Origin of the sequence: Halalkalibacter sp. APA_J-10(15) (assembly GCF_023017105.1) — a bacterium.
In the GTDB taxonomy this organism is placed as follows: Bacteria; Bacillota; Bacilli; order Bacillales; family Bacillaceae_D; genus Halalkalibacter.
In genome coordinates this window covers 110,964-137,466 of record NZ_JALKEV010000014.1, presented here as the reverse complement: position 1 = coordinate 137,466, position 26,503 = coordinate 110,964, and the positions used below count along the sequence as shown (strand labels likewise).

Genomic DNA, 26,503 nt, shown 5'->3' with positions numbered 1-26,503 from the left:
TGGTAAGATGGGAATAGCTCATGATAAACCTCCGTGTAAGGGTTGTGTGGTAACTTCATTTTACACGAAGATTCATGGGCTTTTTGTTTTTCTTTTTAGGTGTCGCACTTAATATTACAATTCGTCTATTATTAAACAATCCTGCCCAATAGTTGAAGATTTTATGGCTCGTGTTCCGAATAGAAATCACAATAATCTTGTTATACCTGAAACTTAAAAATATGTTGCGACAATAAAGGAGAGAGCCCAAAAAATCTCACCACTTTATCTTTGTTTTTATCTGCTACTAATCTCTCTGTAAACCTTAACATGAAAAAAGAAATAAAATTCAGGTTCTACTTAATGCAGATAATTTACAAAGGGTTGACTCTCCGTTTTTCAGCCTCTATATAGTCATAAACATTTAATATTTCTGTGTCATAGTCGTTTTCGATTTCAAAATACCTAACACCTGCTTGTAAACATTCTGTTTTAAATATATTATGTTCCTTGATTAGTTCTTTGATTGTTCTTTCTTCCGGCCAATTCCGTAGTTCAACAGCATTCCTATGTTTCACTATTTTTGTTTCGAAGTTTTCTTGAATATAATTCGTCGAAAAACCTAAGAATACTGGAATAATCTTTTCTGAATAATGGATGTCAAAGTCCTCCATATAGTGAGGCAATATATAGCATCCTTCAATAATAATATGTTGTTCATTCTCGATATTTGTCATAATAATCCCTTTTAATATTGGCCAGAGATGATCTCCAATGACTTTCGTACCGTCTAGTGGTGTGAATCCACAATTCTTATCTCCTCTGTACAAGCCCATTTTTAAATGATCTATAGAGAGATAAGAAATATGATATTTTTCTAGTAACTTTTGAGCCATCAAGGTTTTTCCAGTTCCACTTACAGCACTTATTAAAATAACCATATATTACTCCATTCAGATTTATTTGTTATTTGACCGTTGATTATTACAGAATGCTGCCCGTTACTTTAATACAAATAGCCACTACTATTAGATTTAACGATAGTTCCCTGATGGAAGAACATCTGCCACCTACCGTCAATATGTTTCCATATTGAACTTCTTAGAGTATCTTGTTTTCTTGTTTCATCTCTAACACGGTATGTTGTTAAAATTGCCTTGGAAGACATGGGATGAATTTCAAAATCGCGAAGAGACAATTCTCTTACTTCAACTCCCTCTTCTCCTACACAATCTTCTTTGTGTATAACACTACCTGAACTTCCGAATTCAAAAAAATCATCTGTCAACAACCTATCTAATTTCTCACTTGATGTGCGAATTTCAGGCATTAAGTGACTTTCCTCCAGTTCCTTCAAATGAGCTTTAAGCTCTGTTTCATTCGTCATTTTTACATTGGCCACCTTTTCTGTAGTACAATTTAAGTTAATAATTCACTTAAATAGCCCGTTAACATTCTTCAAGATTATGCTCCTTTAGTTTAACATTCATTTCCTTTTTACTGACATAAAAAAGGCATTCCTTGTTAAAGAAATGGTAGCAATAGGTAAGCGTTTGAAGTTATCTCCAGCTTTTCCCCTGCCCAACACGGAACGTGATAGTTTCCTATCATTCCGCGTGCTATCTAATAATATGTACTAGACTATAAGTTCCTCTTTACCCTTATAAGAGAAAGTTTTGTCGCTTTCAATTTTAAGAGTTCGCACTGTGAAAATCCCACGTTCCTACCCGAACGGTGTCATTCACATGAAGAAAATAATATTTTTAATTCGCTAGACTTGGGGCTGTTCCTCCACTCCCATTACAGGAGATTCGTCAGTTCCTTTAGAGTGGAACATTCTCACCCTATCTAGTTTTTCAGCCATGCGGTCTATCCGTCAGCATACCTTATTCATAAGAATGGCTTCAGCCTTCGTTCAACCGAATCTACCTGTGCTTCACACCCCATGACCAGTCAATCATGACGCACGCAGGAGTATTGATGGGATCGTTTCAGGAAACATGGATCCATCATTCCTATCCTCCGTCGTAAAGTTGAAGTTAATCTAGTAAACTTCCTGATTTTTTCACGCTACAAATGCGCTTATAACAGAACTTGTCGCGCGCTATCCGTTAGTTGAATAAATAATGATATAATATTCTAAAATTTTAAATTAGGAGTTGTAATATTTATGGATTTTTACATTGTTGATGTATTCGCAGAAGAAAAATATCAAGGTAACCAATTAGCTGTACTTATTCCCTCGAGAACAATATCTACAGAAGAAATGCAAAGGATTGCAAGAGAGATAAACTTTAATGAAACAACATTTATTTTATCTGGCAAACAAGACAACGGAGGATACGATGTTCGAATATTTACTCCTGATGTTGAGGTTCCTTTTGCTGGTCATCCAACATTAGGAACAGCATTTATCATTCAAAAAGTTTTAGAAAACAATGAAAGTAAACAAATAACTCTAAACCTTAAAGTAGGACAAATACCTGTAAATATTGAAGGTGAACAATTAATAATGAAGCAAAACCCACCCGAATTTGGAACGATTATTCCTGATCAAGATACTTTCGCCGAAATATTACAGATATCAAATGAAGATATTGATTCCCGTTTTCCAATTCAAATTGTATCAACTGGATTACCAGCAGTAATTGTTCCTCTTTGTTCATTGGATGCTGTAAATCGTTGCAAGATCAATCATAATAATTATCAAAATTTCATTGATAACGTTATAAAAGCAAATATCCTTGTCTTTTCTCCTGAAACCAAACTAAAAGAAAATGATTTAAATGTAAGAGTATTTTTAGACGACACAGGATTCCCTGAAGATCCTGCGACTGGAAGTGCAAACGGAAATCTTGCTGGATACCTTATCGCACATAACTTTTTTGAAAGTAAAAATATAGCGTACAGAGTTGAACAAGGATTCCAAATGGGAAGGCCATCTATTTTAAATATACAAGCTGAAAATTCCCAAAAGTCCATTCAAATCCTTGTAGGTGGTAAAGTATTTTTAATCGCAAAAGGAGAATGGTATTAACAAGAAAGTCCAAATTTGGGCTTTTTTTAGATTAATATTTTATAATGTAATTAATAAACTTGCGATTCCCCTTCAATAAAAGCACTCACTATTTATTAAAGGATTCTGCACCGTTAGTTTAAGTGAATTTATTCACAATAATCTCGTTTTTATATGATTCAGTATACAGTGAACTATTTAATTATGTTAACTGTTACATCAAGAAAACCCCTCTAGATAAAATCTAAAGGGGGAAAACGGTACAACTTTTTTACAAACGGTATATCTTTTTTATAAACGGTACGACTTTATTTAAAATCTACCCCTTTAGATAATCATATCTAAAGAGGTAAAGCTTCGCAACTTTCTTTAAAACATCGTGACTTTCTTCAAAACATCGCATCTTTTTTATAAACATCGCAACTTTATTTCAAAGCCACAACAGTCTAGCCCACGTTTGCGGACCGACAATCCCATCCACCGTTATACCTTCAGCTCTTTGAAAATCTCGAACGGCTGTCTCAGTTTGAGGTCCAAATAAACCATCGGCCGTTATACCTAACTCTCTCTGAACTCTTCTAACATCTTGCCCTCTCATATACGGTGATTGAATAGATAACAACCGCTCATAACCAACTCCATTCTCACTAATGCGATCTAAGGCTCTCCACGTCTGCGGTCCAACGATCCCATCCACAACAATGTTTTGATCTCTTTGAAATGCTTGCACTCTCCTCTCTGTTTCTGGACCGTATAACCCATCTGGTACAGCCCCTACTTTCTCTTGCACCTCTCGAACATCCTCACCTCTCATCATAGGTCGTAACAGTCTTAGCAGCCTTCTTGATTCTTCTTCATACATAGTACTATTTTCATCTGGTTCATCAGTGGGCGAAGCAAGTTCTCGTTCATCATTATGTTCAAAGCGATCTAATTGTTCCCTCGTTTGTGGACCGACAACTCCATCAACTGTAATGGCAGCAGTCCGCTGGAAACGAATAACCGCATCCTCTGTTTGTGAACCATATATACCATCAAGAGGGCCTGGATTAAAGCCTAGTTCATCTAATCGTTGCTGTATTTCCTTTACATCGCTCCCTCGATCTCCTATAGAAAGAATCGTTCGTTGTTGCTGATCATTTGTAAAACTTTTATCTACTTCTATTTCCTCGTATGAACCACCTCTTCTAGTAAGACGATTTCGAAAGTTTTGCATATTAATTGACGGACATGGTTTCCAAGCATATCCAGGAAATTCATCATGTCCCCAAACATTATCTACTGAAATGGCTAAGTCATCCATTAATTTCCTTGTAAGTCGAAGTGTTGCTTGCCGTTGTTCCTTAGTTAATGTTTGTGTCCGAAAGTCACCTACCATACATATCCCAATCGCATACCTATTGCTATTACCAACATGGTAGCTAACAACCTCGATATCATGACAATGGCTAATCTGACCATTACGATCTACGACATAATGGTAACCAATACCGGGCCAACCTAGCTCATTGACGTGATACCTTGCAAAGGCTTCTGCACTACCGGAAGTTGTTGCACTATGATGAATCGCTATGTTACGAATTGTACTTCTTGGCCTTCTCCGGTACGAACTTGTTTGGCTTCGTAAGAGAGTATTCCTTTTATCAACGATTTCCATTAATCATCACCTCATTATTTATATATATCGATTGGTCTATTTATTGGTGATTAATTGACGCAGAACTTAACGTTTAATATGATAAGAATCGGTTATAGTTAATATGGGAGGAGATTTTTATGGAACAGTGGTTGAATCAACTAACGGAAGAAGGATTTTTACTTGGTATTCTAACAATATTAGGTCAAATGGTTTTAGCAATTCTAGCCTTTCTAATCGCTCGCTCAATTGGTAAGCGACTAATTACGAGTGCGTTTACGAAAATGCAATCGGAAAAGGACATGAGTGTCGGCAGAGTCAAAACATTAGAGAAACTAAGTGTCAATGCTTTTTCATATGTACTCATTTTCATTTTCATCACTATCATTATTAGTATTTTTGGTCTTGATGCTACTGGATTAATTGCCGGTGCTGGTGTTATCGGTTTAGCGATTGGTTTTGGTGCTCAAGGACTTGTTAGTGATGTCGTCACAGGATTTTTTATCCTGTTAGAAAAGCAAATTGACGTAGGGGATTATGTGACAGCTGGTGGAATAGATGGTATTGTTGAAGAGGTTGGACTTCGTAATACGCAAATGAGAGGATTTGATGGAACTCTTCATTACATACCTAATCGTGAAATCGGAAGTGTCAGCAATCATTCACGTGGAAATATGAGAGCGTTAGTTGATATTAGCATTTCTTACGATGAGAATATTGATGAAGCGATTGCCATCATGCAATCTGCTTGCGAAAAGGTAGCAAATGAAGATGAGACGATCATAGAAGGACCTGATGTCATCGGAGTACAAGGACTCGGTGATTCAGATGTTGTTATTCGTATAATCGCCAAAACAGAAAACATGCTCCAATGGGCAGTGGAAAGAAAATTACGAAAAGCCATTAAAGAAGCACTTGATGCGAACAACATCGAAATTCCATTTCCACATCAAGTTTATATCGAAAAGAGCCATTAACTTGTATGGATATTTGCAGCCTAATTTGCGTTTCACTCGATTTTCTGTAAGAGGAAAATTGTCGGTAGAAAACGAAATGGGTGTTGCGCTAATGGCAGTGAATGTAAGAAAATTCACTGCCAACTACTAATGTAGCAGAAGAACTTACTCGCAAAATAGAAAAAGATGAATTTGAGCGAACTCAAATTCATCTTTTTCATGACTTAAAGCTATTTATAGCCCATCCTCATTATCGTACTATTGATTCACTCGTTGCTCAATTTGTTGGCAAATCTCTTGAGCTGTTAACCCATGAGCATTGATAACAGAACCTTGTGTAATAGCATCCTGAATTCCCATCATATTTTGATCCTGACCGGTAATGACACAACAATCACAACCAGCAGCATCCTGCTCCTCTTTCAAAGGTACTACATCATATCCTTTCGCTTGCAATTCATGTTGAACATCTGTTAATGACTGCTCTACACCTATTTTCGCCATAGCTATCCCTCCAGAATAGTTTTTAAATTGATCAACATTACTATCCCCTATTTATGGAATGCTATGCAATTGCCCTTCATCCAAGCTTTTTCATCTTCTATACAAAAAGTCGATTATCGCTTTTACAGCAAAAGGAATAGCCTGTTCATTTGGTTCAATTTTGGCGTCGTGTAAACCATAAGGTGTATCAACTCCTAACCAAAACATGAAGCCTGGAATTTCCTCTAAGAAATAACCAAAGTCTTCACCCGTCATCGCTTCTGAACAGATGATGACATTGATGTTTTCTTTTGATTTTAACCATTCTATAAATGGCTCCGTTTCCTTCGGATCATTGTAAACTTGGCAATAGTTCGCACCATAATCAATAGTAGCTTCGCATTCAAAGCCAATTTCAATACCTTTGACAAGATTCTCTATTCGTTGTTTGATTCGTGTCATCGTTTCAATCGAGCGTGTACGAATAGTACCTTCAATAACGGCTTGTTCGGCGATTATATTTTGCTTAGTCCCCCCTTTAATGACTCCAATAGTGACAACACCAGCATCAAGTGGATCGACATTACGTGCGACAATTGATTGCAATTGCGTCACTAAGTAACTCGCTGAAACAACCATATCATTAGCTGTATGCGGGTAAGCAGCGTGTCCACCTTTCCCTTTTAATGTAATAAATAACTCTGATGTATTAGCAAATAATAAGCCGGGCTTTATGGCAATTGAGCCAACCGGATATTCTGGAGCTATATGCAGGGCAACTATTGAATCAGGCTTCCATTTCGTTAATTGTGGTAATTTAAGCATATCTTGAGCAGCGCCAGGACCTTCTTCTGCCGGTTGGAAAATGAATAATAAATTGCTTGAAGGTTGCTTAAAGGCAGCATGAGCTAAAACACCGAAAGCAATAGTCATATGAAAGTCATGTCCACACGCATGCATATGTCCTGAATGTTGTGACTTAAAATCATAACTTGTTTGCTCTTCAATCGGTAATCCATCCATATCCGCGCGGTAGGCAATCGTTTTGTCATGATTTATACCATTCACATAAACAAAAATACCTGTTTTCCACGTTTCAACTGTTAAGTACTTTTGTGGCAACCTCTTTATTCTTTCAAGCAAATATGCTTGTGTTTTGATTTCTTGGAATCCAAGCTCAGGTATTTGGTGTAATTCTCTTCGAATTTGGATTAATTCTTGCTCGCTTAACATGATCACATTCCCCTTATGTGTAGAAGCTCGTATTCAAGCTCTTTCATAAAATGTTCAACTTCTACTTTCGTTAAAGTCATCGGCGGTAATAAACGTATAATCGTTTGCTGAGTAACATCAACCATTAAACCTTTTTCTAATAAATTCTTCTGGATCGTTTTCACTTCAAACGCAGTTAATGACAGAACAATCCCTATCATCATTCCTTTTCCACGAATGTCATTAATGAGTTCACCGTTTCGATTCTTTAAGGATTGTAGTTGATCATGAAGCTCATCGGCCACTTTCCTCCCTTTCTCCATCTGACCTCGATCGATTAACACTTCAATCACCGCATTCCCAAGCGCTGAACTTAAAGGAGCCGGAGCGAAGGTCGTTCCATGATCTCCAGGTTGTAATAAGTCTGTATAAGAATCAGCCACAATCACTCCACCTAAAGGCAAGCCACCACCCATTCCTTTTGCAAACAATATAACATCAGGAGTAATACTTGCATGCTCATAAGCAAAGAACGTGCCCGTTCTACCCACTCCAGTTTGAATTTCATCCATACAGCAAAGCGCTTGATGCTTCTTGCACATCTGCTCCATATGTTGTAAATATTCTGCCGTTAAAGTCACAATCCCACCTGAGCCAAGTACAGGTTCGACAATAACAGCGGCGGGACGCTCCGTTTCAAAAATGTTGGATAACGCCTCGCAATCATTTGGCTCTACTTCGTATACAGGCATTGAAGTAACAGGAAAATCTTGATATACACCTTGCTGCCTAGTGAGCTTCAGAGCACCTAACGTTCTCCCATGGAAGCTTCTTTTCAAAACAACTACACCATTCCTCGCTGAATTTTGCTTCTTAGACCATTTATGGATAAGCTTCAAAGCTGCTTCAGTCGCCTCCGCTCCTGAATTAGTAAAGAATACTTTCCCTTCTACCGATAATTCAATCAGTTTCTCGGCTAGTGTAATGGCCGGCTTATTATAAAAATAATTAGAAATGTGCATAAATCGCCCTGCTTGTTCTTGCAAAGCTTCTAAAACGGTTGGATGAGAATGCCCTAAAATATTTACAGCTAGTCCAGTAAATAAATCTAAATATTTTTTGTTTTCTTCGTCATAAACGTAGTTTCCTTCGCCACGATTAATGACGATCGGAAGGCGTCCATACGTTGACATAATCGCTCGTTGATCTCGTTCTATCCAGTTCGTAGACAACTATATACCCTTCTTTCTAAATAGCATTGTGTTGCTCAAATCTGTACCTCTATGAAAAGAGCTTTGTCGAATTCGACAAAGCTACTTTCATCACAAACTTCTTAGTCATCCTCATTCAAGCGTCGAAGCTCTTGCTTAATTTCAGTCTTCCCTTTAGTCTTTTCGTCGATTTCCTTAATAACACGAGCCGGTGTACCAGCAACAACTGTATTAGGAGGGACATCTTCTGTTACGATCGCGCCAGCTGCAACAACAGCACCTTTTCCAACTGTTACTCCCTCTAAAATGACACAATTGGCACCAACGACTACATCATCTTCGACAACTACAGGCTTGGCAGAAGGTGGTTCGATTACTCCTGCTAACACGGAGCCAGCTCCAATATGACAATTGTCCCCTACAGTAGCTCGTCCACCCATGACTACATTCATATCGATCATCGTACCTGCACCAACCACAGAACCGATATTAATGCTTGCTCCCATCATGATTACAGCATTTTTACCAATTTCAACTTGGTCACGGATAATTGCACCTGGTTCAATACGAGCTTGAATGTTTTTCATATCAAGAAGTGGAATCGCTGAATTACGACGATCATTTTCAACAACTACATCTTCTATAAGCTGTTCATTTTCTTTTAAAGCAGATTCAATTTGGCTCCATTCACCGAATAATATCCCTACATTCCCCGTTACGAAAGCCTTCGTGTCTGCTCCAAAATCAATTGAATCTAATTGACCTTTAATATGTACCTTAACAGGTGTTTTCTTTTCACTTTGTGAGATAAATTGAATAATCTCATTTGCGTCCATCATTTTCATTTTCAAATCCTCCTGTAATAACAATCTCTTCATAATGATAATGATTTACTATCAAAAATGCAATCATAACCCTTAAAAAAGTATACATTTATGAGCAGACTTCTAGTAACACACTACAATTACGCTCATTACGAGAAAAAAGAGCATCAAAAAGGCTCTTCAGCCTGCCCTTTCCTGAGTCCACTGAAAAAGTGCTCGTTTACTTCGGACTTGAAAGGGAGCTTTGCTCTCGCTCCCGGGATGGGGGGCACGCTTTCCGCAGGCGGGCGTTGAACGAACCGGCTGCAAGAGTCGGCACTCCCATCCCGTCCTCTTTGAATAGAGGAAAAACAGACCGTTTTTCTATCTCAATAATATAACTAAAAACAACGTAAAAACGCCTTTGAGATTTTTTTCTCAAAGGCGTTTTGTCTACGGTCTAAAGAGTCTCAATCTAGCACTTATAATCAAGGGCACCGAAAAAGTTTGTTTTTTAAATATATTCGATGCCCTCCATAATCCTCTTTGATACTCATTTAGTCGCCTGAATTTGTATTTCTATAATATTTCTCGTAACCATACATACTCTATGATATCATCTTTAGATTTTGCTTCGAACATTAACTCATACTCATCCAAATCATAGCTAAACATCCAATACCCATCCATCTGATTCATTTCACTTACATCAGGTGTTCCAAGAGCTTTCTTCAACTCTTTTTCTGTTAATGCCTCCTCTTCAATTTGCAAAGCAATCGCTACGCTTCTTTGCGTTTGGGGATTTATAAAAAACGTTACTCGTTCAAATTGTAAATATACTCCACCTTCATAATAACCCGTTTCAATTGGTTCACCTTCACGTTCAGTGATTTGATCAAATGTTTCACCAAGCCGGTCATTAGTCGGAGCAAAGATACCACTATAGCCTTTTTCAATCCAATCAAAGCTTACAGATTCAGGTTCATGCTGCTCAGCAATTTCCCTTTCAACAGAATCATAATTTATCTTAACGGCGGCATTTGCATGCTGGTTCACGTCTCCCGATACTTGTCCACAGCCAGTTAGTAGCATGAGTAGTACAGCAATGGCAACAATCATTTTCCCTCTCATATTCTTTCACCTCTATAGTAGCTATTGTTAATAACCTTTCTTGTACTATTCTCTTATATATGTATCCATTCCCACCTTTATACGTGAATAAACAAGAACGATGAATTTTATTATTTTTTTGTTTAAGAAAAATGCGATAGCTACTTACGTAAACCAACGGATATTACACAAACGAATTACGTGCACCAATGTATATTTGTTCATAACTCATTTTCATTACATTTTTGTCCAACCTCTCACAATTATCATTAATGTTTGTGCTTTATCTTTTTACGTTTCGGTTCTACTTCTGACTTGAAAGCACGTAGTATACCAATGCTCATTATTAACAAAATAATGGTAAGTGGAAAGGCACTTACCATGATTGCTGTTTGAAGAGCATTTAATCCTCCAGTAGCCATAAGAACAACAGCAGAAGCGGCTAGTATAATCCCCCACGAAATTTTGATAAAAGTTGGTGGTTCAATCTGCCCGTCTGTTGTTTGCATCCCCAAAACAAATGTGGCAGAGTCTGCAGATGTAATAAAGAAAGTCGTAATTAAAAGCACTGTTACGATGGAAAGTAACCCACCACCTGGCAGCTGTTCATATACAAAAAATAAAACAGTTTCCAAGCTTTTACTTGACACATCAATACCCTCAATTAAGTCCAAGTAAATACCCGTACCTCCAAACATCGCAAACCAAAATGCACAAACAAGTGTCGGTACAATTAAGACTGCAATCGTAAACTCACGTACGGTACGGCCTCTTGAGACACGTGCGATAAACATTCCTACAAAAGGAGACCATGAAATCCACCAAGCCCAATAAAAAATTGTCCACCCTTGCGTCCACGCTGCTCGTTCCTCATTGAAAGGTGAGAGACGTAAGCCCATTTGTGGTAAATGTTGAACATACTCACCTAAAGTATGAGTAAATAAATTTAGCAAAAACAAAGTAGGTCCAACAATGACCATCATGATTAATAACAATACAGCAAGCAACATGTTCGTATTACTTAAATAGCGAATTCCTTTTTTAATACCTGTGCTAGCAGAAATAATAAATAAGACGGTAATAACTCCGATAATGATTAGTTGAATCATGAATGAAACAGGAATGTCGATTAAATAATTCAGCCCTGCATTAATCTGCTGCGCTCCTAGCCCTAATGATGCACATACTCCAAACAAGGTCGCAAAGACAGCAAATATATCGACTGTGTACCCAAGCGGTCCGTTCACGCGATTTCCGAAAACAGGTCTTAACGTCGCACTCATTAATCCAGGCGCATCCTTACGAAACTTAAAAAAAGCTAAAGTTAAAGCGACAACTGCATAAATAGCCCACGCATGAAAGCCCCAATGTAAATACGTATACCTTAAACTTAATAGCGCAGCATCTTGTGTACCTCCTTCACCCATTGGTGGTGCTGCAAAGTGAGAAATCGGCTCAGAAACACCATAAAATAATAAACCGATTCCCATTCCTGCACTAAATAACATCGCAAACCATGTAGGTCGACTAAATTCAGGCTGATCCGTATCTTTTCCTAACTTGATTTTGCCGTATCGACTAAAAATTAATGCCAGAGCAAAAATTAAGAAAAAGGAAGCGGTTAAATTATAAAACCAACCAAAAGCGTTAAGAAAAAAAGCTTGCGCGTCATTCATGATTCGTTCTAAATGGTTCGGGAATAAAGCCCCCCATAACACAAAAACAAGGGCAACAACAATCGATATTTTATACGTAGCGGTTAAATTTTTCATGATGGCATGACTCCTATGCGTCTAAAATAATTCACTCTCCTCATAGCATTTACTAAATGACTCTAATTATGAAATGAAACTTACTATCACGTAACCACTATAAATCGGACATATGAAGCAATCTTGATTTTGCACGACTTCCACTACATGATTGCTCCTTCCACACATGTAGCCGTTCTAACTAAAAAAAACAGTACAATAAGAGCACTCGCTCTTATCATACTGTCTTACTTTCCTTCTATCCTTCCGTACGATCACCATCAGACCTTTCCATATAAATACTTCGTGACGGGAAGGCAACGGAAACGCCTTCCTCCTTCAAAATATTCATTATTTTGAAGTTAATGTCTTCCTTCGTGGCAAACCATTCCAACCAAACGATTGATTTGGTGAAAAAATAAATATAAATGTCTAAGCTAGAATCGTTAAATTCACTAAAGCGAACGATAATTAATTCCTTATCAACCTCTTCATGATCATATAAAAGCTGCTCAATTTTTTTCACACAGCGCTCTAGCTTTTCCCTTGGAGTAGAATAGGTTACTCCTAAATTAAAGGTAATTCGTCGTTTCCCCATTTGTGACCAGTTCGTAATCGGCTCATTTGCTAATGTCGAGTTAGGAACCGTAATAACAGAATCAGCAAAAGTCCGGATACGTGTACTTCTAAACGTAATATCCTCAACAGTTCCTTCAACGGTCGGAGTCTGAATCCATTCACCTTTCTTAAACGGTTTCTCTGTAATAATCACGACACCACCAAAAAAATTGCCAACTGTATCTTGAGCCGCTAGAGCAAAGGCCAGTCCTCCTAATCCGAGACCTGCAATAAATCCACTAATATCGAAGCCCCACTCACTAATGACCACGATGATAATGAGTGCTAAGACAGCCGCTTGTAACACCTTCGATATAAACGGAATGAGCATACTATCTTCATCATCATCTATTTTACTAATGACTTTTATAAGAGACAATGAGTGAGAAGACGTGTAATTAAATAATCCCCAGCCAACTAATATGATGATAATCGAGCGATACACATGAGCGACAAATTCAATTGTTGTAATATTAAAAGGCAAGTAGACGAGCGCTAAATATGTACCTAAAACCGCCCAAAACACTCTTAATGGCTGCTCAAATGAAAGTAACAAATTCGAGAACACTGCGGTTGGCGTCTTCTTTAACAAAGCTACTATTAATCTAAAGATGTACTTAGTAAATAGTTTACGGAAAAGCAAAAATACTAAGAAAATAAGCAAAGCAATTCCTATATCATACCATTCAATTCGATTTAATGAATTAACGAAAGCATTCCAATGAAATTCCATGATAACTCCCACCTTAACCATCATTCCAATACACTCATTCACTTGAGTGAGTTCATCCCATTTTATCATAGATCATTTGATGGAAAAATGAATAACCTATCTTTCGTTAAAATGTTATATTCAATCATAAATAAAAAAAGCGAGATCCATTTACTCGATCCCACTTTTTATAGCATCTTCTATTCATTTGCTTTTTCATCTCTTTCAACAACTTGCTCGATTAAAGAACCAATATCACTTTTTTCATTCACATCATCAGAACGATTCGGTTTACTTTTTGATTGATTCATGATGTCATCAACTTCTTCTTTCCATTCCTCTCCAAGCTCTAATAAAGTACGTGACAAAGACGGATACGCTTTTTTTGCTCTTTTCATAACTTGTTTTCCCGTATCAGTTGTAAACATCATTACACTAGCAGCACCTACTACACCACCAATGATCGAACTCGTAATAACCCCTTTATTTGAACGTTTTTGGAACATATAAGCTTCTCCCTTCGTTATTTATCCTTCTTATTAAATGGTTGTGCTTCATTCTCATATTCAATCGTACCCTCTGTTAATGTATCTGAAACTTGCTCATGAGTGACAGCTATACCCTTTTTTCGCCTCTTTTTCACTTTTATAATAACTTGGTTGATATGATTTCGTTGCAATTTGATCTGCATGCTGCTTGTCTGATTTATCCAACATCATCAACTCCCTTCTAGCATTAGTATTGACGGTAAAAAGTTAATTATGTAAGAAAAGCGCTCAGCAGCTGTTCCTAGAATCCACTTCCACCTTGATTCGTTCCATTCAGCTTGTCAATTCAAATTAATATAAAAAGGTATAACCAAATCATCCTTCGTTTGGTCATACCCTCGTCATTTTTTTATTGCTCATTTTCATCATTGTCCTTTTGCAGCAGTAATTCAATTCTCGTATGCGCTTGATCCAAAAAAGCTTCATACGTACCAACAGGCATTTTTAGCTGCTCAGCTGCAATCACCGTCACAGATGAACTTGACGGATATAAGCCAATTTTCTTAGCCATTTCCACCATTCGGTACTCCTCGTATACATGACGCAAAAATTGCGGCAGCAGCCGACTTGCATTTTGCCTTTCTAAATCATAAATCGTTTTATATACAAGAATACGAAACTCATCTTGATCTAGATCCTTCCAATCCATCGAAGAATCATTAAACATTCGCATCTCCTCATTTCTTCTCATTCATAACATTATTGTACAGAATGATTCATTGTTGGTCGACTGATTTGCTTACTCGCTCACGTGTAACCAAGGGCGATCATGCTTCCACGTTATATCTACTGATAGGTTGTATACTTTAGTTAATGTTTCTTTTGTTAGTACATCACGTTTTTCTCCTGCTGCAACAACCTTTCCATCGCGTAATAATAATACATGCGTAAATGCTGAAATCATTTCTTCAATGTGATGTGTGACATAAATAATCGTGGGACCTCCTTTATCGCCGGCAAATTGCTTAAGCATGAAAAGGAACTGTTCTTTCGCATATAAATCCAATCCATTGCAAGGCTCATCTAATATTAATATGTCTGGGTTAGCCATTAATGCTCTTCCAATTAACACACGCCTCTTTTCCCCTTGAGATAGCTTATAAAAGTAGCTATTTTGCAAATGTGATATTCCTAATGTTTCAACGATGTCGCTTGCTTTCAACTTATCTTCCATGGATGACTTTTTATACAGGCCAATCGAAGCATATTTTCCACTAATGACAACATCTAACACATCATCTAATCGATTGGCTACTTGCTGATCTAATGATGAACTGACCCAACCAATCGATTTTCGCAATTCTGGAATATTTACTTTGCCATATTCATGACCTAATACACAAACGTTACCTTTTGATGGCCAAAGGTATCCTGTAATCATGTTTAAAAGGGACGTTTTACCAGAACCATTTAAACCTAAAATAACCCAATGTTGATTTCGTTGAACGAGCCATGTAATTTCATCTAAAATTGTACGGCTTTCTTGTCTCCAACTCACTTTTTCTAATGAAACAATCGTTTCTGACATACATGCAAACCCCTTCTTTTTTGGTGCCCTTTAAGCAATGAACGCAACCGTTGCCTGTTTTGAAAGGCTTGATAAGAATGGGTAATTCGTATCAAGTGAGCAACGCGTGAAGACATTGCTATTCAAATTAAAGGGACTGAAAAAGTTGATTTGTACTTTTTCAGTGTCCTCCTTTTTTTGTTCATCCTTAAACTATATTCGACAACGTTTCGATCATTTCCTTCTAAAAAAGATGTCCATAAGGTACGTTTAATACCTGTTAGGACATCCCTTTTATCGATCTTCAACAATCATATAATAAGCACGAATAGGCCCATGAACACCTACGACTAAGTTCATCTCAATATCAGCGCTATTACTAGGTCCAGAAATAAAGTTTACACAAGACGGAACATATCCCTCTTCTTGTTGCATGTTGTGGAGCATTTCAGTTGCTTGCGTCATTCTTGGTACAATCGTACTTTTAGGAATAATCGCAACATAATACGTCGGTAGCAAGCTTACAGACCGACCTTTACCTTGATCACTCAATAAAACAACCGTTCCTGATTCTGCTAGCGTAATATCAGAAAAAGTAATCCCTATATGAGCTTGCTCAGCAATTTGAACATTTTTTTGCCCAAGCTCAGGGTCCCATCTATGCACAGAAGACGTAGAATCATTTAAATAGTCCGTTAAACCATATTCATCAAATCGTGGATCATCCCAATAAACGATTGATTCTCCTTGTAATTCGTTAACAATTTTATCAAGACTCTCGTTTAAATGTCGTTGTGGAACTTGAATCACATCTGTATGAATATGTGTACAGTGAGCTTTTAACCGTTCAACTAATTCATCCTGGCTTTCTCCTTTGAACACATCATACTGAGGCTGCTTACGCCATTTCGGACGATTCACCTCCTTTTGAATCCGATTTCTCCCTAAACTTTTCGCAATATTGTTTAAAAAGCGCTCTTTATGGTGAACACTGCCTTTAACCATTATTCGTGTCCTCCTTTCTCCCGCTCTTTAAACCATTTCTTAAATGATTGTTTACTCGGTTCAGGAAAATCACGTATATCGGTCCACGGTTTAATTGGTCCCGGTCCTTTGGAAATCTTCCCTTCCTTTGTAAAAGGACTCATCATTAAAGGAGCTGATTTTGTAGCTGAATTAAAAATCGCTGGGTTACTTGCTGCTAATGAGAACCCTCTCATCGCTAGTTTTTCACCAAATCCTCCTTTGTTTTGCTCTTCAACAAAATTTCGACGGTGCTTAATTAACAAATCGTGAAGCGGAATTTTAACAGGACATGCCTCCGAACAAGCGGCACACAAGCTCGATGCATATGGTAGCTCTTTGTAATCGTCGTAACCACCTAACAATGGCGAAAGAACAGCTCCGATTGGACCAGGGTAAATTGAGCCATACGAATGTCCTCCAACATGTCGATAAATTGGACATACGTTAATACAAGCAGCACAACGAATACATTGTAATACAGACTGGAATTCTGTACCTAATATATTCGAACGTCCATTATCAACGACGACAAGGTGAAATTCTTCTGGTCCATCTACATCACCCTCTTCTTTTGGACCTGTTAAACCTGTAATATAGCTAGTCAGCTTTTGTCCAACAGCGCTTCGACAAAGCATACTAACCAAAATGTCTAGTTCTTCCCACGTTGGAACAATTCGCTCCATACCCATTACCGTAATTTGTGTTTTTGGTAGTGTCGTTGCAAGTCTAGCATTTCCTTCATTTGTGACAAGCGAAATTGCACCTGATTCTGCCACAGCAAAGTTACAGCCAGTAATGCCAATATCGGCATGAACAAAATCTTGTCTTAATTGCTCGCGGGCAAATAAAGCTAACTCTTCAGGCTTCGATGATTTCGTATATTGTAGCTTCTCATGAAACGTATCACGAATTTGCTCTTTATTCTTATGAAGTGCTGGTGCAACGATATGTGAAGGAGGATCATGGTCGTCAATTTGCAAAATGTATTCACCTAAATCAGATTCAATCACTTCACAGCCGAGGTTCTCAAGTGCTTCATTCATATTAATTTCTTCAGTGACCATCGACTTCGATTTAATAATTTTCTTCGCTTCTTTTTCCTTTACAACATTTGATATATACTCATTAGCTTCCTCTGCTGTCTCCGCAAAAAAAACATGCCCACCGCGACTGACAACATTATCTGCCAACTGCTCCAAATAATAATCCAAATGCTCAAGTGTATGCTGGCGAATTTCCTCAGACAATTCACGCCAGTCCTCCCAGTTCCCTAACTCCTCTTGAGCCGTTAATTTTCGACCCTTTAAACGATCTTGCGCTGATACCATCGCTTTGCGCATAAAGTCATTATTAATCCCTTTATCAACACGCTCAAAAAATGGATCTTCGCTGATTTTCATGGCCATTGTAATCCCCTCCTTTAAGAGCGAGTATTTAGTACTTCTGCAATATGCATGACTTTGATTGGTTTGCCTTGACGGTTTATTCTTCCTCCAATGTTCATTAAACAACCACAATCCGCCCCTACTAATACTTCCGCATCTGTCTCTTCTATATGTTCAATCTTTTCATTGACCATCTGTTCAGAAATTGGCACCATTTTGACAGAGAATGTCCCACCAAAGCCACAGCACGTCTCTTTATTAGGTAACGACGTAAATTCAAGTCCTTCAACACAATTTAGCAACTTTATAGGAGCATCCTTCACTCCTAATAATCGTGTCATATGGCAGGACGTGTGGTACGTAACCTTCTTAGGAAAAACAGCCCCCAAGTCCTCCATTCCTAACACGTCCATAATGAATTGAGTAAATTCGAACGTCTTTTTTGCTAATGATTCAGCACGCATTTTCCATTCTAGTTCTTCATTAAATAGATGTGGGTATTCATGTATCATCGCGCCACACGAGCCTGAAGGAATGACAACATAATCAGCTTCCTCAAACGTTCGAATCGTATGTTTAGCGACCTCGCTCGTTTCTTTATGATAGCCACTATTATAAGCAGGCTGTCCACAGCATGTTTGTTGCTGAGGAACATCGACCTCGCAACCATTTCGCTCTAACAATTCAACAACATGCTTTCCTACATTCGGATAAAACACATCTGCTAGACAGGTGATATATAAGGAAACCTTCATCCTCATCCCTCATTTCTATTAACATCATCTCTATTTTAACCTATATCATTTGTTAATGTTTGAAGAGAAACGTTCTCACCTAAAGGCGAAATGCAGACAAGCAAACGTGCCTGACTGCATCTACACTTACGAACGTTTTGATAGAACTTGCTCTTCATACTCCTCTACATCTTGCAGCCAATTTTCCTTTGTAGGTACATTCATTTCCTGGCAATATTGATTCCAAATGACTCCAAATGGATACGTTTTAAACTCTTCTAGCAGAGCTAAACGTCTAGTGAAATCTCCATTATCTTGGAGTTCCTTTAATTGACGATGAGGAAGTAACAAGGCAAAGAGCAATGCTTTGATCATATTTCGCGTACCGATCGTCCATGCTGCCACACGATTAATACTTGCATCAAAGAAATCAAGGCCAATCATCACTTTATCTAGTGCATCATTACGAACAATTTCCATTGCAATCTCTTTTAGTTCATCATCGAACGTGACGACATGGTCACTGTCCCATCGAACTGGACGAGATACGTGTAATGCAAGCTGGTCAAAGAACAGTAGCATTGCTGAAATTTTATTTGAAACCATTTCAGTTGGATGGTAATGCCCCGTATCCAATAAACAATTTACATCATTTTTAAGCGCATAGCTCAAATAAAATTCATGTGAGCCAACAACAAATGCTTCTGAACCGATTCCGAATAACTTACTCTCAACAGCATCGACTAAATAATTTTTGTCTATTTCTTCAGCAAAGATTTCGTCAAGTGATTCCATTAAACGACGTCTAGGGGTTAAACGGTCACTTGGCGTATCTTTATAGCCATCAGGAATCCAAATGTTCGTTAAACAAGGTGTTCCTAATTCTCGACCAAAGTATTCACCTATTTTTCGGCTCGCTTTACAATGATCGATCCAATATTGACGGATTTCTGGATCAGGATGAGCTAATGTAAGACCCTCTGCGGCCTTTTCATGTGAAAACAACGTCGGATTAAAATCAAGACCTAGCCCCTGCTCCTTTGCCCACGCGACCCATTTCTCAAAATGCTTCTGCTCAAGCCTATCTCTTTCGACTACTTGACCATCGGTTTCAGCATAAATCGCATGAAGGTTAATTCGATGCTTACCTGGGATAAGAGAAAGCGCCTTTTCAATATCAGCACGAAGCTCTTCAGGTGTCCGTGCTTTACCAGGATAGTTCCCTGTAACGTCAATCCCACCAGATAATTCACCACGATTCACCTCAAAGCCACCAACATCATCACCTTGCCAGCAATGAATCGAAACCGGGATATTTTTTAACGTTTTAAATACTTCATCAATGTTAATACCCCATTGCTCGTATTCCTTTTTTGCACTTTCAAATGCTTGATTGTCACTCATTCCATTCCCTCCTCGATACTAGTCATTGCACGATAACGCTTTAACTCGAATGAATTCGCAATGACCTTGCGTGCATCTGTGATTTCATTTAATTCTCTTAAAGCCATTAATTGAGCAACCACATTCCCAATTGCCGTTGCTTCAACAGGTCCTGCGGATACAATCTTTTTCGTTTTATCAGCAATCAGCTGATTTAATTGCTCATTCTGACTTCCTCCACCGATAACATGTATTGTTTCATATTCTTTTTCGATCATTTCTTCAATTTCCACAATTGCCTTTTGATAGCTTTCAGCCAAGCTATCAAATACACACTTAGCTACTTCACCAGGTTGATGAGGAACCTGCTGCTTTGTCTCCTTACAATATGCTTGTATTTCTTTTATCATATCATCAGGCTTTAAGAAACGTTGATCATCGACATTAAGAATAGAAGTAAACGAACTGTATTGTTTAGATAACTGGACAAGCTCAGCAAACGAATACGCATCATCGTACAAGCGCTTCACTTCTTGGATCATCCAAAGTCCCATAATGTTCTTTAAAAACCTAAAGCGATAATCTACTCCGCCTTCATTTGTAAAATTATAATCTAATGCCTTCGTAATACAAATTGGAAATGAATTTTCTATTCCAATTAAAGACCAAGTTCCAGAACTAATGTAAATCGTTTCATTGTTTTCTGGGACAGCCAATACCGCCGAACCAGTATCATGTGTTGCAGGCACATAAACATCTAAAGAAAATCCAAGCTCCTCGACTAATTCTTCCTTTAATGATCCAAGCTTTTCTTTCGGAAGAATGATTGGCTGAAAGATATTAAAAGGTAACCCTAGAGCATCAACCAATTCTTTGTCCCATTTTTTCGTAAAAGCATTCACTAGTTGTGTCGTTGTTGCATTTGTATACTCATTAGCCTTTTTACCTGTTAGTAAGAAATGAAAATAATCTGGGATCATTAAAAACGTTTTCGCTTTTTCTAACAATTCAGGCTGCTGCTTCTTTAATGCATATAACTGATAAATCGTATTAAACTTTTGAAATTGTATACCGGTATCTAAATAGAGACGTTCCTTTTTTATAATCTCTGTAACTTCTTCCATCATCCCATCGGTACGCGGGTCACGATATGCAACAGCATCTGTTATAAGCTGATCATTTTCATCTAAAAGAACAAAGTCGACCGCCCACGTATCAATTCCGATACTTACTGGTTTACTGTCAAAATCACGACATTTCTTTAATCCAGCTTTGATTTCTGAAAAAAGCGTTTCAATATCCCAACAGAAGTGCCCGTTTTTTTCCATCATTTCATTCTTAAAACGATGGATCTCATCTAGCTGAAGCTGCTCATTAGCCAATTGGCCAAGCATCACTCTTCCGCTAGAAGCTCCAATATCGACCGCTAGACAACTTTGACTCATGTTATCCCCCCATAAATAGTAAGCGCTTTATATATGTTAGTCCACTGTGAAAGACGATGCTCCCTTTCAATGAAGGGGCACTGAAAAATTAAAGATCAAACTTTTCAGTGCCCTCTTAAGTTTACTTACAGAGACTAGTCATCCATTCTTTTATTTAGCGAGTAAAGGCTGCTGGTACACCGCCATCAACAGTAATCATACAACCTGTTGTCTTAGCTGCTTTTGATGAGGAGAAGAAAAGTATCGATTCAGCAATATCCTTTGGATAAATATTAACAAGTAACGTAGTACGTTTACGATAATGCTCCTCCAATTGATCTGGTTCGATTCCATAAGCTGCAGCACGCTCTTCACGCCATCTAGAGCCCCAAATAGCTGATCCTTGCAAGACTGCATCTGGTAATACAGAGTTCACGCGAATACCGTATTGACCTCCTTCAGCTGCAATACATCTAGCTAAATGAACCTCTAATGCTTTAACAGAGCTATATGCAGACGCATTTTTTCCAGCATAGACTGAATTTTTTGAACCGATAAACACCATACTTCCGCCAATCCCTTGACCTTTCATCACCTTGAATGCTTCACGTGCGACAAGGAAATATCCTGTACCGAGAACATCCATATTTAAATTCCACTCTTTTAAAGTTGTTTCTTCAATAGGGCTAGAAGTAGCTAGTCCCGCATTATTAACGATGATATCTATTCCACCGTATGCTAGAGTTGCTTGTTTTAAAGCTACTTGTACTTGTTCTTCGCTCGTTACATCCATTTTAACAGCTAGAGCTCGTTTGTCACCATACTGTTCATTAATGTCTGATGCAACTTTTTCAGCACCTTCAAGGTTTAAATCTGCTATAACAACATGGGCTCCTTGTTCAACAAACTGGCGGCATGTTTCACTTCCGATTCCACCAGCTCCACCTGTAACAAATGCCACCTGTCTAGAAAACTCTGCTTCTGCTGGTGCCAATGATAGTTTATAAAGCTCTAATGGCCAATACTCAATGTTATAAGACTCGTTTTCATTTAAAGAGACAAATGTTCCTAATGCAGTCGTACCTTTCATAACCGAAATTGCGCGGTGATAAAGAGCTCCACTTACGTTAGCCATTGTGACATTTTTCCCTGTATTCACCATACCGATTCCTGGAATTAATATGACTCTTGGTGCTGGTTCAAACATAACATCGCCTTCATTTTTATTTTCATTGAAATAGTTTTGATATTCACTCTTAAATGTTTCAACACCAGTTTTAATTGCTTCGATCAAACTTTCCACATTTTTCGATGATGGATCCCAATCAACAAACAAAGGCTTCATTTTCGTATGAACGAGATGATCAGGGCAAGCTGCTCCTACTTGTGATAGTTCAGCTGCATCATAGCTATTAACGAACTCTACAATCTTATCACCCGTATCATATGTTAAAAGCATCTTCTTCTCATCACTAATCGCTCCACGAATGACTGGCATAACTTGCGCTAGCAACTCTTGCTGCTCTTCACCAGTTAATGATTGATATTTCTGACCACCAAATGGTTGCTTTCCTTTTGCTTGTTTATTAATAAATGCCTCTGCTTCATTAATGACAGAAATCGTCTTATCATAGCTTTCCTGAGCTGTATCTCCCCACACGACTAAGCCATGCTTCTCCATTAAAACAAGTTCAGCATTCGGATTTAGCTCCACACCTTCTGCAATCATTTTTGATAAAGTAAACCCTGGTCTTACATATGGTACCCATACAAACCGATCACCAAAAATCTCTTTTGCCAACTCTTTCCCATTATGAGCACAGCATAGACTAATGATCGCATCAGGATGTGTGTGATCTACATGCTTAAATGGTAAAAAAGCATGTAATAACGTCTCAATTGATGCACGTGGATGTGTATGATCAATCATACAATGTGTTAAATAAGCAACCATTTCTTCATCGGACATTTCATCACGTTCGATTAAAGGACGAATATCTTCAAGGTTTAAACCAGTGAAATTCTTCGCTCCCATTGTTGCTAAATCAGACCCACTACCTTTAACCCACATCACTTCAACATCACGCCCACGGAAATCCTTAACCGTCGTCTTCATAGACGTATTACCGCCACCCCAGTTACACACAGCTCGGTCAGTACCGATTAAGTTAGAGCGATATACAAGTTCATCTAACCCTGGCTTCAACGTTTCTGCATTTGCTTCATCCCAAAGATTTTGTACCATAATTACCTCCGATTAGTTGTTTTTTCTTCTGAATAAAGTATAACACCTTTGTTTTGCCTTGTATATATGTTTGTTTATTTTTGTTTTTTTATTAACTTAAAAGCACAGATCTGCGTAAAAATAATAATTTTTGTTCTTGTCTAAGCATTACAAGTATTAGCTCCAGCTAATACGGAACATCAAATCATGAGTGTAACTCCCATTCTAGGTTAAGGACACTGAAAAAGTTGACTTTTCTTTTTCAGTGTCCTTTAGATTTCCTATTAATCAAAACCATTCCAATCAAAGTAAAAATATTACGACATTACTCATAGTCCAAAATGATTCTCTCACCATTGAAGCTTGCGATAAAGTCGGATTGCTTATCAGTCACTCTAAATACTTGCTCACCTATCTTTAAAATCGTTCCCTCATAGGCATTTCCTACTTTTATCTGTTTATCTCTTGGCACAGTAACGACTGTTCTTGTACCTACATATGTGCCTAATTCCTTTACCTTTACTCCCTCTTCTGAATAAATCGAACCTCCTCTAAACTTACCGAGTATGTCAACTTTTCCGTTCGCATAAATTTTTGTATTGACACAACCCTTACCAACGACATGAATAGCTCCGTTACTAAATAAATGACTATTGATAGCATCTGAAACCGTAATAGTTTGAACCTTTTCAGCTATGATCGTGTTGGAAATGACTTTTTCCATACGTCGTGCTAATTTTTGTAAATCTTTAATCGTCACTTTCTTATTTGTTAACGTTAAAAAATTTCTCCGAAGCTCATGTGAAATTTCGCCCCATTTACGATCCTCAATATACTGATAATCGTTGTAAACCTTTTTCATAAACGTACCAATGACTGTTTTTAATCTAGTAAATTTCTTTTCTAATAACATAATGACAATTGGTTGAATCCCATTTGCCCTCAAATCAATTGTTTGAAACGATGGAGACACGGATAACTGCTTTAATAAATCCATCATTCTATTAACCTGCTCTAGTATCACTTTTAATAAAAGACCTAACTCACCAGCTATCTTACTGTTCTTTCCTGCAGATAGTTCAGAACCGATTACATTTCCTCTTACTGTAATGGATTTATGTGAAATGATTTGCGCTTCAGTTACCGACTTATAAATGTAAATATCTCCCCCTGCTTTAACCTTCATTTTTTCAACTACATGACCTAATATCTCTATGTCACCATCAAATGCTATATTCCCTGTTCGAATCGTGACATCCTCTTGATACGTAAGTTTTGGGTAAACATTTACCTTCACAGATAGATCATGTTTGTCAATTTGTGGTCTACCTTCACGTAATGCGATTACACTCCCAGTTGCTAAGCACTCGACTCCTTCTCCTAATTTCATGTTCACGGACTGACCTTCCTTGGCTTGAATCACTTCATTAAATATGGTCCTTCCATCGAACCCTTCGGTAGGTGGATGAACAATCCCAATAACTTGTCCTCCTTTAACAGTAGGAATGTTCATTGATTGACGATAATCAATATTTCCTTGATCATCTTCGACCAACTGTTTCTTTGTTTCTGTTTCAACCTTGATTTCAAACGAGCCATCTTGTCCATCTTTTGACTCTTTTCCTAAAGCTACATCATATTCACAAGGGACCATTGATTGAATGGCCTTTGATATTTCTTTATAATTGATACCATAAACGATTTTCAACGTTTCTAATTCTCGAATGATTTGCTCGAAGGTTAAAGTATTTGTTACTTCTTTTTTCTCATTGATTTGTAAATAAATATGTTTATTCGGAGGAGCATCTTTTAAGTATCGATGGATTTTATAACCTGGGTGTACGATTAACTTTGCTCTTAACTTTTGTTCGTCCACCATAAAGAACCACTCTGTGTCTACTTGCTCATATTCGTTAACGATTTGAATGTCAATCACATCATGTTCCGAAACGAACACCTTCTTTTCAGTCATACGTTCACCATTTTTTAAGAGTATAATTTCTTCACTTAGCGAAACACTTGCGTAGCAATCAATACTGCCTTTAACAAAAAACTGACCATTCTCCACCCACACCTCTGGTCCTGATCGTTTACTAGTAAGTAGTTGAGCACTTGTATCTTCCTTATTTAATTGTTGACTTTGACTATCTTCATCCGTAATTACGCTTTCATTTTGAATTTGCTTAAAGAACGCTTCCATTTCTACAAGGGGGTCAACCACTTCAGTTTTCATAGGTTGACGTATGGACAACTTAACAACGGCTTTCTTTTTTTTCATACCAGCAAATCCTTCAGATCCATTTTGCAAAATTTCAATATCAACTTGTTTTTCTTTGGCATTTAGCATTTGTAAGCCGATATCAATCGCTTCCTCAACTGACCTAGCTTTTGACACTATACTGTTCATGACAATCCCCCTTTCTACTTTACAATGCTTTATTTTTAAAAAAGAAGAGTGCTTCAACAAACTCATTCGTTCGTATCAACCACTCTTCCTCACTCTACTTATCAACTATGTCACCGAATAACCAGTTCAAATTAGTTATGCAAGCTTTAGTTACTGTATCAACTTATTTAAATTCACTACTTCCTCATCTAATTTCTTCACACTATTTGAAGCATGACCCACTGACGTATTTGATTGCTAAGCTGTTGTTAATACTTCTTCTATACCCGCTACAGACTCTTCTGAAACAGAAACAATATATTCTCAATAGAAGAGCTCATTTACTCGGAATGCGTCAACACACCTTGTACCGATTGCAATATACTAGTAATATTTGGT

At 37.7% G+C, this 26,503-nt stretch carries 23 protein-coding genes; 2 read left to right on the top strand and 21 right to left on the bottom strand.

The window, feature by feature from the left end:
• Positions 1–353: 353 nt before the first annotated feature.
• On the bottom strand, positions 354–920 hold the full coding sequence (locus tag MW695_RS16425) for a DEAD/DEAH box helicase family protein (RefSeq protein ID WP_247106475.1): 567 nt from the start codon (positions 918–920) through the stop codon (positions 354–356).
• A 65-nt stretch (positions 921–985) separates the two neighbouring features.
• Positions 986–1,366, bottom strand: coding sequence for a nuclear transport factor 2 family protein (locus MW695_RS16420; RefSeq protein ID WP_247106473.1), 381 nt, complete (start codon positions 1,364–1,366; stop codon positions 986–988).
• Between the two features lie 783 nt (positions 1,367–2,149).
• On the opposite strand from MW695_RS16420, the gene MW695_RS16415 reads away from it, so the two are divergent.
• A complete protein-coding gene (locus MW695_RS16415; RefSeq protein WP_247106472.1) occupies positions 2,150–3,016 on the top strand; it encodes a PhzF family phenazine biosynthesis protein in 867 nt (288 codons plus the stop codon).
• A 409-nt stretch (positions 3,017–3,425) separates the two neighbouring features.
• On the opposite strand, the gene MW695_RS16410 is transcribed toward MW695_RS16415, so the two are convergent.
• Positions 3,426–4,652 carry a peptidoglycan recognition protein family protein gene (locus tag MW695_RS16410; protein ID WP_247106470.1) on the bottom strand — a complete coding sequence of 409 codons (1,227 nt, stop codon included), beginning with the start codon at positions 4,650–4,652 and terminating at the stop codon, positions 3,426–3,428.
• 119 nt (positions 4,653–4,771) lie between these two features.
• Here MW695_RS16410 and MW695_RS16405 point away from each other — a divergent pair, with 119 nt between their 5' ends.
• Positions 4,772–5,608, top strand: coding sequence for a mechanosensitive ion channel family protein (locus MW695_RS16405; protein WP_247106468.1), 837 nt, complete (start codon positions 4,772–4,774; stop codon positions 5,606–5,608).
• A gap of 237 nt (positions 5,609–5,845) precedes the next feature.
• Here the strand turns inward: MW695_RS16405 and MW695_RS16400 are convergent, their stop codons facing one another.
• The 18 genes from MW695_RS16400 to MW695_RS16315 form a co-directional block, all read right to left on the bottom strand.
• Positions 5,846–6,091 (bottom strand): YkuS family protein, encoded by a 246-nt coding sequence (locus tag MW695_RS16400; protein ID WP_247106467.1) that lies wholly within the window; start codon positions 6,089–6,091, stop codon positions 5,846–5,848.
• 90 nt (positions 6,092–6,181) lie between these two features.
• Positions 6,182–7,303 carry an N-acetyldiaminopimelate deacetylase gene (locus tag MW695_RS16395; RefSeq protein WP_247106465.1) on the bottom strand — a complete coding sequence of 374 codons (1,122 nt, stop codon included), beginning with the start codon at positions 7,301–7,303 and terminating at the stop codon, positions 6,182–6,184.
• A gap of 2 nt (positions 7,304–7,305) precedes the next feature.
• Entirely contained in the window at positions 7,306–8,475 is a 1,170-nt protein-coding gene (locus MW695_RS16390; protein WP_247106483.1) for an aspartate aminotransferase family protein, read from the bottom strand.
• A 140-nt stretch (positions 8,476–8,615) separates the two neighbouring features.
• A complete protein-coding gene (gene dapD / locus MW695_RS16385; protein ID WP_247106463.1) occupies positions 8,616–9,338 on the bottom strand; it encodes a 2,3,4,5-tetrahydropyridine-2,6-dicarboxylate N-acetyltransferase in 723 nt (240 codons plus the stop codon).
• A gap of 537 nt (positions 9,339–9,875) precedes the next feature.
• A complete protein-coding gene (locus MW695_RS16380; protein WP_247106461.1) occupies positions 9,876–10,427 on the bottom strand; it encodes a DUF4309 domain-containing protein in 552 nt (183 codons plus the stop codon).
• Between the two features lie 248 nt (positions 10,428–10,675).
• Entirely contained in the window at positions 10,676–12,178 is a 1,503-nt protein-coding gene (locus tag MW695_RS16375; protein ID WP_247106459.1) for a glycine betaine uptake BCCT transporter, read from the bottom strand.
• 238 nt (positions 12,179–12,416) lie between these two features.
• Positions 12,417–13,508 carry a mechanosensitive ion channel family protein gene (locus MW695_RS16370; RefSeq protein ID WP_247106458.1) on the bottom strand — a complete coding sequence of 364 codons (1,092 nt, stop codon included), beginning with the start codon at positions 13,506–13,508 and terminating at the stop codon, positions 12,417–12,419.
• A gap of 179 nt (positions 13,509–13,687) precedes the next feature.
• Entirely contained in the window at positions 13,688–13,993 is a 306-nt protein-coding gene (locus tag MW695_RS16365; RefSeq protein ID WP_247106456.1) for a YtxH domain-containing protein, read from the bottom strand.
• A 17-nt stretch (positions 13,994–14,010) separates the two neighbouring features.
• Positions 14,011–14,178, bottom strand: a complete 168-nt coding sequence (locus MW695_RS16360) for a YozQ family protein (protein WP_247106455.1) — start codon at positions 14,176–14,178, stop codon at positions 14,011–14,013.
• A 206-nt stretch (positions 14,179–14,384) separates the two neighbouring features.
• A complete protein-coding gene (locus tag MW695_RS16355; RefSeq protein WP_247106454.1) occupies positions 14,385–14,702 on the bottom strand; it encodes a hypothetical protein in 318 nt (105 codons plus the stop codon).
• Positions 14,703–14,774: 72 nt separating this feature from the next.
• The gene (locus MW695_RS16350) at positions 14,775–15,563 is read right to left on the bottom strand and encodes an ABC transporter ATP-binding protein (RefSeq protein ID WP_247106452.1); all 789 of its coding nucleotides are present in this window, start codon (positions 15,561–15,563) and stop codon (positions 14,775–14,777) included.
• 273 nt (positions 15,564–15,836) lie between these two features.
• On the bottom strand, positions 15,837–16,547 hold the full coding sequence (locus MW695_RS16345; RefSeq protein ID WP_247106451.1) for a LutC/YkgG family protein: 711 nt from the start codon (positions 16,545–16,547) through the stop codon (positions 15,837–15,839).
• Positions 16,547–17,974, bottom strand: coding sequence for a LutB/LldF family L-lactate oxidation iron-sulfur protein (locus MW695_RS16340; protein WP_247106450.1), 1,428 nt, complete (start codon positions 17,972–17,974; stop codon positions 16,547–16,549). The genes MW695_RS16345 and MW695_RS16340 overlap by 1 nt, the downstream gene beginning before the upstream one ends.
• A gap of 14 nt (positions 17,975–17,988) precedes the next feature.
• The gene (locus tag MW695_RS16335) at positions 17,989–18,708 is read right to left on the bottom strand and encodes a (Fe-S)-binding protein (RefSeq protein ID WP_247106448.1); all 720 of its coding nucleotides are present in this window, start codon (positions 18,706–18,708) and stop codon (positions 17,989–17,991) included.
• A 126-nt stretch (positions 18,709–18,834) separates the two neighbouring features.
• Positions 18,835–20,091 (bottom strand): L-rhamnose isomerase, encoded by a 1,257-nt coding sequence (gene rhaA, locus MW695_RS16330; protein ID WP_247106446.1) that lies wholly within the window; start codon positions 20,089–20,091, stop codon positions 18,835–18,837.
• Entirely contained in the window at positions 20,088–21,515 is a 1,428-nt protein-coding gene (gene rhaB / locus MW695_RS16325) for a rhamnulokinase (RefSeq protein ID WP_247106445.1), read from the bottom strand. The genes rhaA and rhaB overlap by 4 nt, the downstream gene beginning before the upstream one ends.
• A 154-nt stretch (positions 21,516–21,669) precedes the next feature.
• Complete coding sequence (locus MW695_RS16320) at positions 21,670–23,739, bottom strand: bifunctional aldolase/short-chain dehydrogenase (protein ID WP_247106443.1); 2,070 nt, start codon at positions 23,737–23,739, stop codon at positions 21,670–21,672.
• 304 nt (positions 23,740–24,043) lie between these two features.
• Positions 24,044–26,125: a flagellar assembly protein A gene (locus MW695_RS16315; protein WP_247106442.1), complete on the bottom strand. Its 2,082-nt coding sequence runs from the start codon at positions 26,123–26,125 to the stop codon at positions 24,044–24,046.
• Between the last annotated feature and the right edge of the window lie 378 nt (positions 26,126–26,503).